We start from the raw sequence: 16,072 nt of genomic DNA, 5'->3' as shown, positions 1-16,072 counted from the left end.
TCTGCGTATTTCGGCGAATTCGCCCAGGCGTTTCGGTTGAAAGCGCCCACCGTTTCGGCGAAAGCGCCCACCCGAATTGCAAGCTGGTGGGAGCCGGGGCCGAACCCTGGATTTACGTTATGAAGGTTGTGGGTTTGGTTGCCAAGCACCGGCCTTAGGTGTCGGGGGTTTCGCTGGCGGCATCGGCCTTGGTGCGGCGCATGGAGTCGCCATGCAGGTCGATGCGGTAGGCCCGATGCACGAGGCGGTCGAGGATGGCGTCGGCGTAGGTGGCATCGCCGATGAGCCGATGCCAGTTGGCCACGGGAACTTGGGTGGCCAGCATGGTTGCGGCCCGGTCGTGGCGGTCATCGATCACCTCCATCAGGTCCAGGCGCTGAGGCGCGGTCAGCTCGGTCATCGCCCAGTCATCCAGGATCAGCAGGTCGAGCCGGGCGATCCGTCGCAGCAGCCGGGCGAGCGAACCGTCCAGGCGGGCGGTGGCCAGATCGTCCAGCAGGCGGGTCAGCCGGGTGTAGAGTACGCTGTGGCCTTCCCGCGCCGCCTGGTTGCCGAGTGCACAGGCCAGCCAGGTCTTGCCGATCCCGGTCGGGCCGGTGATCAGAACCGGCCGGTTCTCCTTCACCCAGCGCCCGGTGGCCAGCTCGCGCACAACACCGCGATCGAGCCCACGCGGGGTGCGCAGGTCGAGGTCCTCCAGGCAGGCCGTCTGGCGCAGCCGGGCACGTTTCAGTCGGCTGGCGAGTGCGGTGTTGGCGCGCTCTGCCGCTTCCCGCTCGATCAGCGTGCCCAACTGCTCGTCGAAGGCCAGTTGGCCGCGATCGGGCAGGCGTTCCAGCGCCTCCAACCCCTTGGCCATGCCGTACAGCCGCAACTGGCGCAGCCGCTCGTGGTTGACGTGCTTCATCATCGTATCTCCGTCAGTGATAGTAGGAAGGGCCGCGCAGATTGGTGTGCTCGCCGGCACCGGCCGCGTCCGCCGTTGTGGCCGGGGGAGCGGTCAACCAGCGCTGGACGTAGCGGTAGGATCCGACGTTGGCCTCCAGCGCCGCCTGGCAGGCTTGCTCCAGCCGGCTGGTGCCGTGGGTGGCCGCCAAGCGGATCAGGCCGATCCCGGCCCGCACCGCCTGTTCGGGGTGATCGGCGCCGGCCAGGATGCGTTCGAACAGCAGCGCGGCGGCCGGGCCGATGGCGGCCAGTTCGGTCTGGATGGCATCGGGGGTGAAGCGGGCGACGGCCCGGTGGTTGGCGGGGCGATGGGCGTCCAGCGTCACGGTGGCGCCGTCCTGCCGGCGGACATGGCAGGCCATCCGCTTGCCGCGCAGGAAGACGCTGATCACGCCGGCGGTGCTGTGCACGTCGACCGTCTTGCCGATCAGCGTGTGGGGCACCGAGTAGACGCCGCCGTCGAGAGCGAGATGATAGTCGGGCGGGACCTTGTGGCGCGCCCAGGTGCCCGGCACGAAGCGGTCCGGCGGCAAGGGGCGCAGGGTCGGCTGCTCCTCGGCGGCGAACAGGCCGGCGCGCGTGTCCTGCGGCCGGCGGCTCAAGGGAGCGGCATTGAGGGTGGCCAGCTTGTCGCGCAAGGCCGCGTTGGCGGCGTCCAGCGTGGCGAAGGGCGTATCGCGCAGCGGGGCCAGCACCCGCCGCTCGACCTGCTGCACGCCGTTCTCGGCGCTGGGCTTGTCGCGCGGGCGCCGCACCCGGGCCGGCAGGACGGCGGTGCGGTAGTGCCGGGCGAGATCGTGATAAGCCGGGTTGATCGCCGGATCGTAGAAGGAGGCGTGGCTGACGCCGACCTTGAGGTTATCCGGCACCAGCTTGCCCGGCACGCCGCCCAGATGTTCGAACAGCCGGGTGTGGGAGGCCAGCCACTCCTCCGCCTGCTGGGTCCAGGTCGCCTCGGCATAGACGTAGCCCGAATACGGCAGGCAGGCGACAAACACCTGGGCCTGCCGCGCCTCAGCGCCGAGCCCGACGGTCAGCGTCATCCCAGCGTAATCAACCTCGATCGCCGCCCCCGGCCGATGTTCCCGGCGCAGACGCGGCTCGGCATGAGCACCCTGCCATGCCCGGAAATGCTGGACGAATTGGGTGTAGCGATAGCCGCCGGGATGGACCTCCAGGTATTCCTCCCACAGCAGCCGCAGCGTTACGCCACGGCGGCCGAGTTCCCGGCTGATGTGCCGCCAGTCGGGCACCGGGCGCGCCGACGTGACCGGAGGCGGGAACAGCCGCTCCTCCAGCTCGACGTCCGTCCAGCCCAGCACATCCGCGTACTGCAGCCCGGAGGCCCGTAGCCGCTCCAGGTAATCGCGCACGGTGCTGCGCGGCAGCCGGCAGGCATCGGCAATCTGCCGTTGGCTGGCGCCAAACTCATCCCGCAGACGAAGGACTTCTCTGATCCGCCGCATGTCCGACCTCGCTCGGGGCATCCCGATCCTCCTTGGCCTGTGCCGTGGAAAGATCATGGGGATGCCAAAGGCTGGTTCGGACCCCGATACCACCACTCCTACGGGTGGGCGAATTCACCGAAACGGCTGGGCGCTTTCACCGTTCTGCCCGGGCGCTTTCCGCCGTTCCCGCTGGGTGCTTTCCGCCGAAATATGCAGGCACCTCTGCGCGGCGATCACAACGGCCGGTTCGTGCAGGTCGAACTGGTAGCTGATGAAGTCGTCCGGGTGGATGGCCTCGACGTTGAACTTACCCAGTTCCGCGGCCGGAAAGTCCTTCAGGTTGAAGGTCACGATGGCATCGGCGCGGGCGTGGATCGCGGCTGCCAGGACGTGCCGGTCATCGGCGTCCGGCAGTTCGACCACGGGGATCAGGTGCTCATACCCTTCCACGAGGCAATCCGGGGCGGCACGGTTCATCAAGGCACAGGTGCGTTTCACGGCCTCCCGCGTCAGGTCCGGGCGGTTGTGGAGCAGGTTACGCGTCCATTCCTCATGGATCGCCCATGTCCATTTCGCCCGGAACAGCTCCGCCGTCGTCAACTCCATGAGGAAATCCCGCAGTGGGGCGGGGTAGAGGCAACAGGCATCGAAGACAACGGTGAAGCGCGACACTCGATCAGTACCCCATGTTGAGTTCCTGGGCCTGGGCCGCCAACTCGTCCAGAGCCTTGGCGCGATCAGCCGTGATCCGGTCTTTATAGCTCTTCAGATCACGGAAGCGCACCCGGCGGTGGGAACCGACCTTGTGGAAGGGGATTGTTCCCTCTTCCAACAGCTTCACCAAATGGGGCCGGCTGACGTTCAGATAGTCGGCCGCTTCCTGGGTGGTCATCTCAGCATGGATCGGGATCAGCGTGACGGCGTTGCCATGCGACATCTCCGTCAGCAGATGGGCAAGGAGTTGCTTCACAGCGCGCGGCAAGGCCAGCGTCTGACCGTCGTCCAGGTGAACCCGGAACTCTCCTTCGGAAGGCCTGGAGGCCAGGATACGGCTCGACTCGGCCGCCAGCGCGGCGTCTTCCTCGGAAGGAACGACGGTGTCCGGCTTTTCGAGTAGGGCGTTCATGGTTTTTCTCCCGTTTTTACCGAGTCTATATGGCGTGCTTCGCGCTTAAACGCAATATCCGAAACGGCAAGGTGGGGAGAGTGTTCCGCGGCCCCTCCTGCCTTCCTCACCTGTCGGCGCGCTTCCTCCCGGTCGGCAGCGACACCACCTCGGCCCCGCTCGTCTCTCCCTCGGCCGCTGCGGCGCCGGCCTTCAGCGCGCCCATGATGCGCCCCTCGATCTTATCGGACAGCTCGCGGATCGGATCGGCATCCCGGTTAACATAGCGACCGGTCATCGCCAGCGTCTTGTGCCCCAGCTTGTCGCGCACTAGGAAGGCGTTCGCGCCGGCTTGGCCGGCATAGGTCCCGACGGTATGCCGCAGATCATGGAGCCGCACGTCCTCCAGCCCGGCCTTGCTGCGCACCACCTCCCAGCCATGGGAGATGGTGGTGTTCGGCAGCGGGTTGCGGGGGGATCGCGGTGCCGGCAACACCCATTCCGACTCGCGCGGCAGCTCGGATAGGAAGGCTTGCGCCAGCGCACCTATCGGATGGACGCGCCCGCCGGCCTTGGCGTCGCGGATGAGGACCGCGCCGTCGACCACATCGACCCAGCGCAGCGCCAGCACCTCCCCGACGCGGCAGCCGGTCAGCAGCAACAGGCGAATGGCGGACAGGATGGTTTCATGCACCTCCATCGTCTCGCCAAGCTCGGCCAGCGCCTTGCCCAGCCGCTCCACCTCGGGGACCGACAGGAACCGCTCCCGCTTGTTCTCCCGGTAGCGCTCGATCTTCTTGCAGGGGTTGGTCCCGTCCGGCCGGAGTCCCCACACCTCGGCCAAGCTGAACATCTTCGACAGGACGGCCAGCGTCTGGTTCGCCTGTCGGGGCGTGTCCCGCATGTCGTGGTGCAGCTTGGCGATGTCGGCGCGTGTCACCTTGTCGACCTGCAGCTTGCCCAGCGGCGGCTTGATTTCCTTCTCCACCAGCCGGCGGAACCCGGTCGCGGTGCTGGGCTTGTTCTTCACGTCGACGTGCTGTGTCAGATAGTCGTCCGCCAGATCGGCGACGGTGGCGCCACGCTTGGTCCGGGCCTTCTTCTCGGCCGCCGGATCAGTCCCCCTTTTTACCGATGCCAACAGCTTCTCTGCTTCGGTGCGGGCTTTGTCGGGCGTCCAGGGGGATCCGTGCCGACCGATGGTCACCTTCTGCTTCGGCGTGTCCCGGCCGCCCATGCGGTAGACCACCAGATAGGTCTTAGCGCCGGACGGCGTCACCTTCAGCACGAAGCCCTTCAGCGTCGTGTCGAAGATCATCAGGTCCTTGTCCCCGGCCTGGACTTGGTTCACCAGCGTTTTCGTGATCTTGGCTTCCATCCCCATCCCCCCAGGACCCACATCCCAGGACCCACCCAGGACCCACGGTGTCGGAAAACCGATCATATGCCGGGAGGGGATGGAGAAGAAGGGTAGGCTGTAAGTCTTTGAAATCACGCGATCATGAGGAATGGGAAGATTCCAGAAAACTGGCGAAAGGTGCAGGGAGAGAGACTTAAAATCCCGCACCCTTGGGTATGCGGGTTCGAGTCCCGCCGCCCGCACCATGTTTCCGAAACTCTTCATGAGGGTCTTTGCGGTCCACGGCCGCTCGGTCAGCGTTCCACCGCGCCGCCGGCATTAGATCGGATCGCGTAAAATCGGACTCGATTTGAAGCGTGAATCCGATCGTCAGACATAAAGCTATGGCGTCCTGCGTTTCATAATTAACGCACGACGCTATGACCCAGGCGGGGAAATGGTGCCGGCGTGCCCGGCGGCCTTCATACGTTCGGCGGCGGGGCCGCAACGCATGCCACCCTGGCCGTGGAAAATCAGAGGCTTGGTCGTTTCCGTCGGTACTCGTGGCGGATCGAACCGTGACAGTGGATTCAAAAGAGCGCCGGGAATGTGGCCGGCACCGCTCCGCCCATCCGACGGAGCGGCGGGCATCAAGCAGCTGAACGGCGAACACAGGGGCACAGGCGGATCCGTGGGGAACTGGCGACGAGGGCGAGGGCTGCGGGTGATCTCCGCGAAAGCCCCTTGATCTTTAAATTAGTATATTCTAATTTTCAGTCAACGGCCGGTCCGCCAGCCGGCATGATCGCGGCGCTCGGATCATCCGCCGGGAGCCTTTCAAATACAGGAGACGACCCATGCACAAGAATTGGCCGCAGATGACCGGCGAGCTGTCCACCGCCATCCGGGAACTGCGCGGCGGCGCGCCCGACGTCATGAAGGCCTTTTCCGGAATGGCCCAGGCGGCGCTGAAGGCGGATGCGCTCGACACCAAGACCAAGGAGCTGATCGCGCTCGGCATCGCCGTTGCGATCCGTTGCGACGGCTGCGTCGCCTTCCATGCCGAAGCGGCGATGAGGCAGGGAGCCAGCCGGGACGAGGTGATGGAGACGATGGGGATGGCGGTCTATATGGGGGCGGGGCCGTCGGTGATGTATGCCGCCCAGGCGGTCGAGGCGTTCGACCAGTTCACCGCGAAGGCGGCCAGTTGACCGGAAACGCGGCCCCAGAAAACAGATTGTGGTGGTGCGGGCGGTCGGACTCGAACCGACACTCCTTGCGGAACCGGATTTTGAGTCCGGCGCGTCTACCAATTTCACCACGCCCGCAGCGACGCCTCTTCTAACGCAACGCTCCGCAAACGGAAAGCGCAAAAGAACGGGGCATTCCGATCCTCCCCGTTTCTCCGTTGGCGACGCCGCCGCGCCGCCGCTTATTCCCCCTCCCCGTCGCGGCCCCTGTCATGCCGTCGCAGGGGTGGGGTGGGTGTCGCGGACGGCTGGCCGAACGGCTCCGCACGCGCTAATTTGTCGGCCATGATGATCCAAACCCTCCTTTCCCGCGTCTTCGACGATCCCCGCATCGCAGCCCCGCTTCTGGCCCTCGCCAGTGCCGGGGTGCTGCTGTCGGCCCTGTTCTTCCAGTTCGTGCTGGGCTACCAACCCTGCGTGCTGTGCATCATGCAGCGATGGCCCTATGTGGCGGTGATGGCGCTGGGGCTGGTGACCTGGCTGTTTCGCCGCTGGAGGGGGGTGGGCGATGCGCTGCTGGTGGTCAGCGGGCTGGCCCTGCTGGCCGGCGCCGGCATCGCCGCCTATCATGTCGGGGTGGAGCAGCATTGGTGGGCCGGCACCTCGTCCTGTGGCGGCTCGGCGCCGGCCAATTCGCTGGAGGCGTTGCGCGCCCAGGTGCTGGCCGCCCCGGTCACCCGCTGTGACGAGGTGGCGTGGTCGCTGTTCGGGATATCGATGGCGGGCTACAATGTGGTGATCTCGCTGGCGCTGGCGGCCTACGCCTTCATCGCGGCGCGCATCGCCTACACCCGCACCCCGGTGTCGAGGACCGCATTGTGAGTGAAACGACCTCTTCCGCCGCTGTTCCGCGGACGGCTTCAGCCCGCGGCGCGCTGCCCGGCGACCTGCCGCGGCGCGACCGGCTGGCCCGCATCGTCCGCGTCGACCATGCCGGCGAATATGGCGCCAAGCGCATCTATGAGGGCCAGATCGCCGTCATGGGCAAGGGCCGCCACGGCAAGACCCTGCGGCACATGGCCGACCAGGAGCTGATCCATCTCGAATATTTCGAAAAGCAGCTGAACCGGCGCCGGGTGCGGCCGACCCTGTTGCAGCCGCTGTGGCATGTCACCGGTTTCCTGCTGGGCGCCGGCACCGCGATCCTGGGCGAGCGGGCGGCGATGGCCTGCACGGTCGCCGTCGAAGAAGTCATCGAACGCCATTACGAGGATCAGCTGCAACAGCTGGGCCCCGATGAGGCGGAGTTGTCGAACAGCATCCGCAAGTTCCAGGCGGAGGAGGTCGAGCACCGCGACATCGGCATCCTCAACGAGGCGGAGCAGGCGCCGGCCTACCCGGTGCTGTCCGCCGCCATCAAGGCCGGCACCAGGGCGGTGATCTGGGTGGCCGAGCGCGTGTGACGCGGGGCGCGTGCCTGCCGGGCGATGGCGGTCATCATCCGGCAGGAAACGCCCGCGCGTCCCGTCAGGCCCGCGTTATCCGGCGGGTGCCGCCGGGTTTTCCGCTGATGGCGGGTAGTTTGTGCCGTAGAGTACCAGCGTGGTTTGGGAATCCGTGGCGATGGGACCGGTCGGGCCTGTCTGCGTCTGCTCGTAATAGACCGATGGGATGGAGCCGTCGGTGTTCTGCTTGAAACCCGTGGGGACCGGTGCGGCGGTGACGGTCAGCGTGCCGCCGCCGGTGACGGTGAGCGACCCCGGCCCATAGAGGTTGAGCGGCAGGGTCGCGGTCTGTCCGCCGGTGTCGATGGTCAAGCCGGATGTTGCGCCGCTGCTGTCCGTGACGCCCTGGATCAGCAAGCCGGTCAAGCCGGCCATGTCGCCCAACGTCAGGGTCGTGTTGGGTTTGACGATCATGAAGACGTCGAACGCCGTCCAGGATGGTCCCGAGGGGGCCTGGCTGGCGTTGGCGGGATCGGTGGAGCCGTAGAATGCCAGGGTCAGGGTTTGCAAGCTGACGGTGGCGACCTGAAAGCCGTAATAGCCGGTGACCCGAACCTGACCGATCGGTGACGTGTCGGTCACGCTTTTAAAGGAGGCGAAGCCTTCCAGCGTGCCGCCGGTGCCGTTGACGATGTAGGTCGTCAAACCATTGGATTGGTCGACATTCTGGAACCGCTCGTAGCTGTGGATATGACCGGCCAGCACCAGATCGACGGTTTTTCCGACGGTGTTGGCGACCAGATCGACCAGTTGGAAATAGGTGGTCGGGCCATGGTCGTTGGACGAGCTGTAGGGCGGTTGGTGCATGGACACGATGTTCCACACCGCTTGCGAGTCGCTCAGCGCGCCGGTGAACCACTGGATTTGAGGGGATAGCAGATTGTCAGAGCTGCTGTCCTTTGTGAACAGAGTGCCCAACGCCACTTCATTCTGGTCATTGCTGAGCGCGAACAGTTGGATGAGCGGTGTGTTCGTCGCGGGATCAGCCGCCGGCTGCACGGTGTAGTAACGAATGCAGGGAGTGTAGTCGGGCGTTCCCAACTGCGGATCCAACTGCGGATCCAACGGCAAATTCAACCCGGCGAAATTCACCTGATAATTGTCGTTTCCCTTCATCAAATAGATTTCGGGGGAGTCGCCCGAGCTTCTTGCCGGGATTGTCTGGTTTTGTTTCCACCAGTCATGATCCCCGATCACCGGGAACAGACGCATGGTGGAGGATGTGGGGGTGTCCGGGGCGTATGGGTTGGGAGAAACCGGCGCGCTTGGATCGTCGTAGTTGACGGGGGGATAGAAGATAAAGCCACCGTACAGATTGCCGATGGCCGCGATGTACTCGGCAGCGGTTGCCGCGCCATTTTCGCATCCTTTAGACCAAGGGGGGTAAATCTGATCGCCCAGCGACACCACGAAGTTGGAGGGGATGCTGGGCGAGACGAAGCTCTTCATGGCCGTCGCCACGCCGGTAGCGGCCTGGGCGATGACATTGGTCGAGCCAATGCCGCCTGAACCGTAATCGCCGACCACGCCGAAGGTGACCAGAGGCGCAAGGGGGGAGGAGTTGCCAGACATGGAGGCTCCTTTGCCTGAATGCAGGGGGCGGCGCGATCTCCGGTCCGATGCGGAGGCTTGGACGGTTGCGCCGCTGCGATTCTGGGAAAAAAGGAGAAAATCTCCAGAAGCGTAATATTTCTAATTGTTGTGGTTCATAAGATACACTTAATCAGAATTTGCGCGTTGATTTTTGAAAATTTCGGCGTGTGATCCGGTGGGGCGGAAACAGCCCCGTGCCCGGCCCCGCGACGCCGTTTCTTCGGGTGCCCGCCAAATCGGAAATGGCCCTGGCGGGCGCACGACTCACAGCGGATCGAGTTCGGAGTCCCAATAAAGAAAATCCCGCCAACTTTCGTGAAGGAAGTTTGGCGGGAAGGCACGTCCATTCTCTTGCAGCTCATAGGCGCTGGGCTGGAAGGGCGGACTGAGGGGGATCATGCCGCAGACATGGGGAAGGCGGTCGCCCTTCGCCAGATTGCAGGCCGAACAGGAGGTGATGACGTTTTCCCAGGTCGTCCGACCGCCGCGTGAGCGCGGGATCACATGGTCGAAGGTCAGGTCGTGGGTGGGAAAGGGGCGGCCGCAATATTGGCAGGTGAAACGGTCGCGCAGGAAGACGTTGAAGCGGGTGAAGGCCGGGCGGCGCGTGGCCGGGATGAACTCTTTCAGCGAGATGACGCTTGGTAACCGGACTTCGAAACTTGGGGATCGGACGACCCGGTCATAGTGCGAGACGATGTTGACCCGTTCCAGAAAAACCGCCTTGACCGCTTCCTGCCAGGACCACAGCGACAAGGGGAAGTAACTGAGCGGGCGGAAATCCGCGTTCAGCACCAGAGCCGGACAATGATCGGGTGGTGGAGCCAATGGCCACTCCCTTGTCTGAAACCGTGTGTCTGAGACCGTATCAGGATCCCGGCACGCGACAGCGGAGCGGCTTTGTGCGCGGGGTCGTATCTGCTGCGCCCCGGCAGCCGGATCGACATCCGGGACAACCAGATACATAGTGGATCGTCGGCCCGGACTCAACATCTTGGCCCGCTGCGGTGCAATTTCTTCACTGATGTGTAACCTTTTTCGCGCTGTGGGCATGTCGCCGCCGGAGGAACGATCGTTCCGCACATTCGCGCAGGGGCTGTGACATCGGCGGAGGGCCCCACGCTTCCGCTTGCGCGCTTACCCCTCGTTAACCATGACGGACCCATCGTGGGCTCATCGATCCAAGCAGACCCGGCCTGTCGCGCCGGCCGGACGCGACCTTCGAGGATAGCCCGCCATGACCGCCGTCATCATCGACCTTGCCCAGAAGCGCCGTGAACGCGAGGAGCGTGAGCGCCAGATCCGCATCGACGCCTTCGACCGCGAGCTGCGCCGCCGTCTGGCGCTGTATCTGGAGGGCGAGGAGATCCCGGTCGAGCCGATTCGCGACAATCCCTATATCTAAGGTCTCCATGTTTGAGGGTTGCCCACGGGATCCGCTATAAGGCGGGGATGAGCGACCTCGTCACCCGCTTCGCCCCCAGCCCCACCGGGCATCTGCATCTGGGCCATGCCCATTCCGCGCTGTTCGGCTGGACCACCGCCCGCGGCGCCGCCGGCCGCTTCCTGTTGCGGATCGAGGATATCGACCCCAACCGCTGCCGCCCGGAGTTCGAGCGCGACCTGATCGAGGATCTGGGCTGGCTCGGCCTCGACTGGGATGGCCCGGTGCGGCGCCAATCCGATCATTTCGACGATTACCGCGCCGCCCTGGCCCGGCTCGAGTCGCTCGGCGTGCTCTATCCTTGCTTCTGCACCCGCAAGGACATCGCCGCCGAGATCGCGCGGGCCGCTGCCGCGCCGCACGGGCCCGGCCCGACTTCTTCCGATGGTCCCCTCTATCCCGGCACCTGTCGTCATCGTTCGCCGCAGGAACGCGCGGAGCGGATCGGCGATGGCGAATCATGGGCGTTGCGGCTCGATGTGGAGGCCGCGCGCCGGCTGACCGGGCCGCTGCGCTGGCATGACCGGGCGCGGGGCTGGCAGCAGGCGACGCCGGAACTGCTGGGCGACGTGGTGCTGGCGCGCAAGGACACGCCGACCAGCTATCACCTCAGCGTCACCGTCGACGACCATCTGCAAGGCGTGACGCTGGTCACCCGTGGCGAGGATCTGTTCTTCGCCACCCATCTGCACCGGCTGTTGCAGGCCCTGCTGGGCTATGATCCGCCGGATTACCATCACCACGGCCTGTTGCGGAACGCGGCGGGCGAGCGGCTGGCCAAGCGCGACCGCGCCCAATCGCTGCGTTCGCTGCGCGAGGAGGGGCGCGGCCCGGCCGAGGTCCGCGCCCTGGCGGGGTTTCCCGGATAGCGGCGGCCTGGCGCCGGGCTACAGCGGCCGTCTTGCCTTCAGCGCCGCGGTGAGCGTGCCATCGTCGAGATAGTCCAGCTCGCCGCCGACCGGAACGCCATGGGCGAGGCGGGAGACCGAGACGTCGGAGTCGGTCAGGCGGTCGGTCACCACATGGGCGGTGGTCTGGCCGTCGACGGTGGCGTTCAGCGCCAGGATGATCTCGCGCACCGCCGGATCCTTGGCGCGCTCGGCAAGGCCGGCAAGGTTCAAATCGTCGGGGCCGACGCCCTGCAAGGCCGACAGCAGCCCGCCCAGCACATGATAGGTGCCGCGGAAGGCGCGGGTGCGTTCCAGCGCCCACAGATCGCCGGCATCCTCGACCACGCAGATGACCGAGCGGTCGCGGGCGGGGTCGGCACAGACGGTGCAGGGATCGCGGCTGTCCAGATTGCCGCAGACGGAGCAGGCGCGGATCGATTCGCCGGCCGCCGCCATCGCTTCCGACAGGGGAACCAGCAAGCTGTCGCGGCGCTTCATCAGATGAAGAGCCGCCCGCCGCGCCGACCGGGGGCCGAGCCCCGGCAGTTTGGACAGCAACTGGATCAGGCGTTCGATTTCAGGTCCGATCATGGGGAATTGGCGGCCGCAACATATTCCCCTCTCCCGCCCCGGGAGAGGGAAGGGGCCCAAGCAAAGCTTGGGAAGGGTGAGGGGGGTGCAAGGATAAGGGGGACCGTCTCCGGACGGCCCCTCACCCTCTCCGCCTTCGGCGGGCCCCCTCCCTCTCCCGGGGCGGGAGAGGGCAAGTCGACAAGATCAGAACGGCAGCTTGATGCCCGGCGGCAGCTTCAGGCCGCCCATCATCTTCGAGGTCTCCTCGGCGACATGCTGCTCGACCTTGCGCTTGGCGTCGTTGAAGGCGGCGACGATCAGATCCTCCAGCACCTCGACGTCCTCGGGATCGACGACGGACTTGTCGAGCTTGACCTTCTTCATCTCGCTCTTGCCGTTGACGGTCACGACGACCATGCCGGCGGCGCTCTGGCCGGTCATCTCGACCTGTTCCAGGCTGGCCTGCATCTCCTGCATCTTGGCCTGCATCTGCTGGGCCTGCTTCATCATGTTGCCGATATTCTTCATCGGTCAGTACTCTCCTTCGTCGTCGAGGGGGTAATAGACCCCGTCGTCCTGCTGCTGAACCATGAAATCGGGTGTCTCGCCGTCATCCGCAACCGCAGCACTCTCCGCCGCGGCGACTGCGGCGAGGTCGCGGACATCGATGATCTTCGCCCCGCTGAAGGCGTCGAGCACGGCGCGCACCACCGGGTTGGCCTCCGCCTCCGACCAGGCGCGGTTCCGTTCCGCCTGCTCCTGCTCGGCCAGCGTCGGCTGGGCCGGGCCGTCGGACAGGGCGACGATCCAGCGCTGGCCGGTCCATTCGCCCAGGAACTGCCCGACCTTGGCCGGCAGGGTCGGCGGGGCGGCGGGGCGGAGCTTCAGCTCCAGCCGGCCCGGCTCCATGCGGACCAGCTGAACCGTCTCCATCAGATAGCCGTAGAGCGCGCCCTCGCGCCGGTCGGAGAAGAGCTGCACCAGCGCGCGGAAGTCCCGCGGCATCGGCGACAACTCCTCCCCGGCTGGGGCCGGGGTGGGAGCCGGGGCGGTCTGCGCAACGGGGGCGCTCTGCGGCTGGGCCGATGCGATTGAGCGGGCGACGGCCTGGGTGGCCATGGACGCGGGCTGGCTTGTCGCGACCGCGAGCGGGCCAGCGCCGCCACCGCCGGGGCCGCCACCGGAGCCACGGCCCATCGGGGCGCCCCCTCCGGCGCCGCCATTGGCCTGCTGGGCCTGGAACTGGCGGATCAGCTCGCCCGGAGTCGGCAGGTCGGCGGCGTAGGACAGGCGGACGATCACCATCTCCAGCGCCTGCTGCGGCACCGGGGCGGCCTGCACCTCGTTCAGCCCCTTCAGCAGCAATTGCCAGGCGCGGGTCAGCGCCGGCATGCCGAGCCTGGCCGACAGGCTGGATCCCCGCGTGCGCTCCGCCTCCGGCAGGGAGGGGTCGTTTGCGCTGTCGGGCACCACCTTCAGCCGGGTCAGATTGTGGACGAGGTCCAGCAGGTCCTGGAGGATCACCACCGGATCGGCGCCGACCCGGTGCAGGTCGGCCAGTATGTCCATCGCCTCGGCCGGACGAGCGGAGACGGCGGCCTCGAACAGGTCGATGACGCGGGTGCGGTCGGCCAGACCCAGCATGTCGCGCACCTGCTGCGCGGTGACGGTGCCGGCGGCCAGCGCGATCGCCTGATCGAGCAGCGACAGCCCGTCGCGCACCGACCCGTCGGCGGCGCGCGCGATCAGGGCGGCGGCGTCTCCCTCGATGTCGGCGCCTTCCAGGGCGGTGACGCGGGTGAAATGCTCCTTCAGCACCTGGGCGTCGACGCGGCGCAGGTCGAAGCGCTGGCAGCGCGACAGCACCGTCACCGGCACCTTGCGGATCTCGGTGGTGGCGAAGACGAACTTCACATGGCTCGGCGGTTCCTCCAGCGTCTTCAGCAGCGCGTTGAACGCGCTCTTCGACAGCATGTGGACCTCGTCGATGATGTAGAGCTTGTAGCGGGCCGAGACCGGGGAATAGCGCACGCCGTCGATGATCTCGCGGATGTCGTCGACGCCGGTGTGGCTGGCGGCGTCCATCTCCATCACGTCGACGTGGCGATCCTCGGCGATGGCGCGGCAATTGTCGCAGACGCCGCAGGGGCTGACCGTCGGCCCGCCGTTGCCGTCCGGCCCGGTGCAGTTCAGCGCGCGGGCGATGATGCGGGCGGTGGTGGTCTTGCCGACGCCGCGCACGCCGGTCAGCATGAAGGCCTGGGCGATGCGGCCGGACTGGATGGCGTTGGTCAGGGTGCGGACCAGCGCGTCCTGGCCGATCAACTCGTCGAAGGTCTTCGGCCGGTATTTGCGCGCCAGCACCCGGTAGGCCTGCCCGGTGGCGGGAGGAGCGGAGGCGGCGGCGATGTCGGCGGCGGAAACGGCGGTGGTATCGGTCACGCGGCTGGCCTGTCGAAACGACGGGAGGGGAATTTCGGGCCGCAGGATAGCGTCCCGGCACCGCGCTGTCGCCGTCTGTTTCGTGCTGGCAATTTTTGCAGAGGGTGGGAGACTGGACGAACGACCCGAGCCGTAACTCGTTGCGGCTGCTTCCTTCCGGACCTGACCGGGTTGGCGAGGGACTCGTCCGACGCCAGTCTCCCGCCGCTGTTATGGGGGCTTGTGCGGGCGGATGCAAGGGGAAACGGTTGGCGTGCGAGGGTCGTTTCGGTGTCCGTAATGGACTATTGACGATTATTTTTCGGACTATAAATTATGGAATGATCCATAATCGGCCATAAGGAGGCTGCCGATGCCGCCCCGAACCGCCGCCACGCCCGCGCAGAAGTTCCTGTTCCACCGGCCGAAGCTGGCGGCGGCGCTGGCCGACATCGTGACCGGGGATGCGCCGATCGGGGCGGAGCCCACGCTGTGTCTGGCGGCACCGCGGCGGACGGGAAAAAGCACCTTCCTGCGCCACGACCTGGGGCCGGAGCTGGAGAACCGCGGCATCCTGGCGGTCTATGCCGATCTGTGGTCGGACATGGCGGCCGATCCCGCCCATCTGATCGCGGAGGCGTTGAAGGCCGAACTGCGCCGGGCCGACAGCCTGCCGGTGAAGGCGGCGCGGGCGGTGGGGCTCGCCAGGCTGGGGGTCGGCGGCGTTTCGGTCGACATCGACCGGGTCGGGCAGGCGCAGGGGACCACGCTGGCCGACGCGCTGGAGGCCCTGCTGGAGCGGACGCACAAGCGCATCGCCCTGCTGGTGGATGAAGCCCAGCACGCGCTGACGACCGAGGCCGGGCTGACCGCCATGTTCGCGCTGAAGGCGGCACGCGACCGGCTGAACACCAGGGACGACGCCCGCGACGGGCCGAACCTGATGATCGTGCTGACCGGATCCCACCGCGACAAGCTGAGCCGGCTGGTGCTGAACCGTGACCAGCCCTTCTTCGGCACCAGCGTGCGCAGTTTTCCGCTGCTCGACCGCGCCTATACCGATGCCTACACCGCCTGGATCAACGCCCGGCTGGCCGAGGGCAACCGCTTCGACGCCGACGATGTGTTCGCCGCGTTCGACGCGGTCGGGCGGCAGCCGGAAACCCTGATGCGGATCCTGTCGGACGCGGCGCTGCTGGTCGGCGATGCCGGCGAATTGAAGCGGGCGCTGGCGGATGGCGCGGCCGGGCTGCGTCAGCGGGTGTGGGACGATTACGAGACCGCATGGTCGGGACTGACGCCGTTGCAGCAGGCGGTGGTCGAACGGCTGGCGGTGGAGGGGCCGCAATCCGCCCCCTTCTCCGCCCCGGCGTTGCAGGCCTATGCCGACGCGGTCGGCGAGACGGTGGAACCGCCGGCGGTGCAGGCGGCCATCGAGGCGCTGCGGCAGAGGAACATCCTGTGGCGATCGGCGCGCGGGCAATATGCGCTGGACGACCAGGGGATGGCGGAGTGGCTGAAAGCGCGGGCGGGGAAGGCCGCTCAGGCGTGACCAAACAAAGTCAGGCGTGACCAAGCGAAAAAGGCCCCGGGCCGAAGCCCGAGGCCTCCCGTAT

General features: G+C 66.6%; 16 protein-coding genes, 1 tRNA gene and 1 other RNA gene. 6 read left to right on the top strand and 12 right to left on the bottom strand.

Annotated features, from left to right (window positions below):
- Positions 1–154: 154 nt before the first annotated feature.
- The 5 genes from istB to AZL_RS13425 all read right to left on the bottom strand — a co-directional run bounded on the left by istB (position 155) and on the right by AZL_RS13425 (position 4,879).
- Complete coding sequence (gene istB / locus AZL_RS13445; RefSeq protein ID WP_012972684.1) at positions 155–910, bottom strand: IS21-like element ISAzs2 family helper ATPase IstB; 756 nt, start codon at positions 908–910, stop codon at positions 155–157.
- 10 nt (positions 911–920) lie between these two features.
- Positions 921–2,435, bottom strand: coding sequence for an IS21-like element ISAzs2 family transposase (gene istA / locus AZL_RS13440; RefSeq protein ID WP_012972683.1), 1,515 nt, complete (start codon positions 2,433–2,435; stop codon positions 921–923).
- A 93-nt stretch (positions 2,436–2,528) separates the two neighbouring features.
- Entirely contained in the window at positions 2,529–3,002 is a 474-nt protein-coding gene (locus tag AZL_RS13435) for a PIN domain-containing protein (protein ID WP_247894218.1), read from the bottom strand.
- Between the two features lie 70 nt (positions 3,003–3,072).
- The gene (locus tag AZL_RS13430; RefSeq protein ID WP_012975084.1) at positions 3,073–3,522 is read right to left on the bottom strand and encodes a helix-turn-helix domain-containing protein; all 450 of its coding nucleotides are present in this window, start codon (positions 3,520–3,522) and stop codon (positions 3,073–3,075) included.
- Between the two features lie 106 nt (positions 3,523–3,628).
- On the bottom strand, positions 3,629–4,879 hold the full coding sequence (locus tag AZL_RS13425; RefSeq protein ID WP_042443826.1) for a tyrosine-type recombinase/integrase: 1,251 nt from the start codon (positions 4,877–4,879) through the stop codon (positions 3,629–3,631).
- A gap of 818 nt (positions 4,880–5,697) precedes the next feature.
- On the opposite strand from AZL_RS13425, the gene AZL_RS13420 reads away from it, so the two are divergent.
- Complete coding sequence (locus AZL_RS13420) at positions 5,698–6,051, top strand: carboxymuconolactone decarboxylase family protein (RefSeq protein WP_012975082.1); 354 nt, start codon at positions 5,698–5,700, stop codon at positions 6,049–6,051.
- Positions 6,052–6,083: 32 nt separating this feature from the next.
- On the opposite strand, the gene AZL_RS13415 is transcribed toward AZL_RS13420, so the two are convergent.
- Positions 6,084–6,168, bottom strand: a tRNA-Leu gene (locus AZL_RS13415).
- Positions 6,169–6,375: 207 nt separating this feature from the next.
- Here AZL_RS13415 and AZL_RS13410 point away from each other — a divergent pair.
- Both AZL_RS13410 and AZL_RS13405 read left to right on the top strand, forming a co-directional pair.
- Positions 6,376–6,912 (top strand): disulfide bond formation protein B, encoded by a 537-nt coding sequence (locus AZL_RS13410; protein WP_042443148.1) that lies wholly within the window; start codon positions 6,376–6,378, stop codon positions 6,910–6,912.
- Positions 6,909–7,493, top strand: a complete 585-nt coding sequence (locus tag AZL_RS13405; RefSeq protein ID WP_012975080.1) for a demethoxyubiquinone hydroxylase family protein — start codon at positions 6,909–6,911, stop codon at positions 7,491–7,493. Before AZL_RS13410 ends, AZL_RS13405 begins: the two co-directional genes overlap by 4 nt.
- A 75-nt stretch (positions 7,494–7,568) precedes the next feature.
- Here the strand turns inward: AZL_RS13405 and AZL_RS33415 are convergent, their stop codons facing one another.
- Positions 7,569–9,107 (bottom strand): metallophosphoesterase, encoded by a 1,539-nt coding sequence (locus AZL_RS33415; protein WP_012975079.1) that lies wholly within the window; start codon positions 9,105–9,107, stop codon positions 7,569–7,571.
- Positions 9,108–9,392: 285 nt separating this feature from the next.
- Positions 9,393–9,956: an HNH endonuclease gene (locus tag AZL_RS13395; protein ID WP_012975078.1), complete on the bottom strand. Its 564-nt coding sequence runs from the start codon at positions 9,954–9,956 to the stop codon at positions 9,393–9,395.
- A 409-nt stretch (positions 9,957–10,365) separates the two neighbouring features.
- Here AZL_RS13395 and AZL_RS36590 point away from each other — a divergent pair, with 409 nt between their 5' ends.
- On the top strand, positions 10,366–10,533 hold the full coding sequence (locus tag AZL_RS36590) for a hypothetical protein (RefSeq protein ID WP_014248815.1): 168 nt from the start codon (positions 10,366–10,368) through the stop codon (positions 10,531–10,533).
- 47 nt (positions 10,534–10,580) lie between these two features.
- On the top strand, positions 10,581–11,441 hold the full coding sequence (gluQRS, locus tag AZL_RS13390; protein ID WP_012975077.1) for a tRNA glutamyl-Q(34) synthetase GluQRS: 861 nt from the start codon (positions 10,581–10,583) through the stop codon (positions 11,439–11,441).
- Positions 11,442–11,459: 18 nt separating this feature from the next.
- On the opposite strand, the gene recR is transcribed toward gluQRS, so the two are convergent.
- From recR to ffs, 4 genes are all read right to left on the bottom strand, one after another.
- Positions 11,460–12,053: a recombination mediator RecR gene (gene recR, locus AZL_RS13385; protein WP_012975076.1), complete on the bottom strand. Its 594-nt coding sequence runs from the start codon at positions 12,051–12,053 to the stop codon at positions 11,460–11,462.
- A gap of 186 nt (positions 12,054–12,239) precedes the next feature.
- Positions 12,240–12,563 (bottom strand): YbaB/EbfC family nucleoid-associated protein, encoded by a 324-nt coding sequence (locus tag AZL_RS13380; protein ID WP_012975075.1) that lies wholly within the window; start codon positions 12,561–12,563, stop codon positions 12,240–12,242.
- Between the two features lie 3 nt (positions 12,564–12,566).
- The gene (locus AZL_RS13375; RefSeq protein WP_012975074.1) at positions 12,567–14,477 is read right to left on the bottom strand and encodes a DNA polymerase III subunit gamma/tau; all 1,911 of its coding nucleotides are present in this window, start codon (positions 14,475–14,477) and stop codon (positions 12,567–12,569) included.
- 104 nt (positions 14,478–14,581) lie between these two features.
- Positions 14,582–14,679: signal recognition particle sRNA small type (gene ffs, locus AZL_RS33470), an RNA gene on the bottom strand.
- Between the two features lie 150 nt (positions 14,680–14,829).
- Here ffs and AZL_RS13370 point away from each other — a divergent pair.
- The gene (locus AZL_RS13370) at positions 14,830–16,008 is read left to right on the top strand and encodes an AAA family ATPase (protein WP_012975073.1); all 1,179 of its coding nucleotides are present in this window, start codon (positions 14,830–14,832) and stop codon (positions 16,006–16,008) included.
- Positions 16,009–16,072 lie beyond the last annotated feature (64 nt).

Origin of the sequence: Azospirillum sp. B510, assembly GCF_000010725.1 — a bacterium.
Taxonomy (GTDB): Bacteria; Pseudomonadota; Alphaproteobacteria; order Azospirillales; family Azospirillaceae; genus Azospirillum; species Azospirillum lipoferum_B.
Note: the sequence above shows the minus strand (reverse complement) of the source record. Positions and strands in the feature narration are given on the sequence as shown.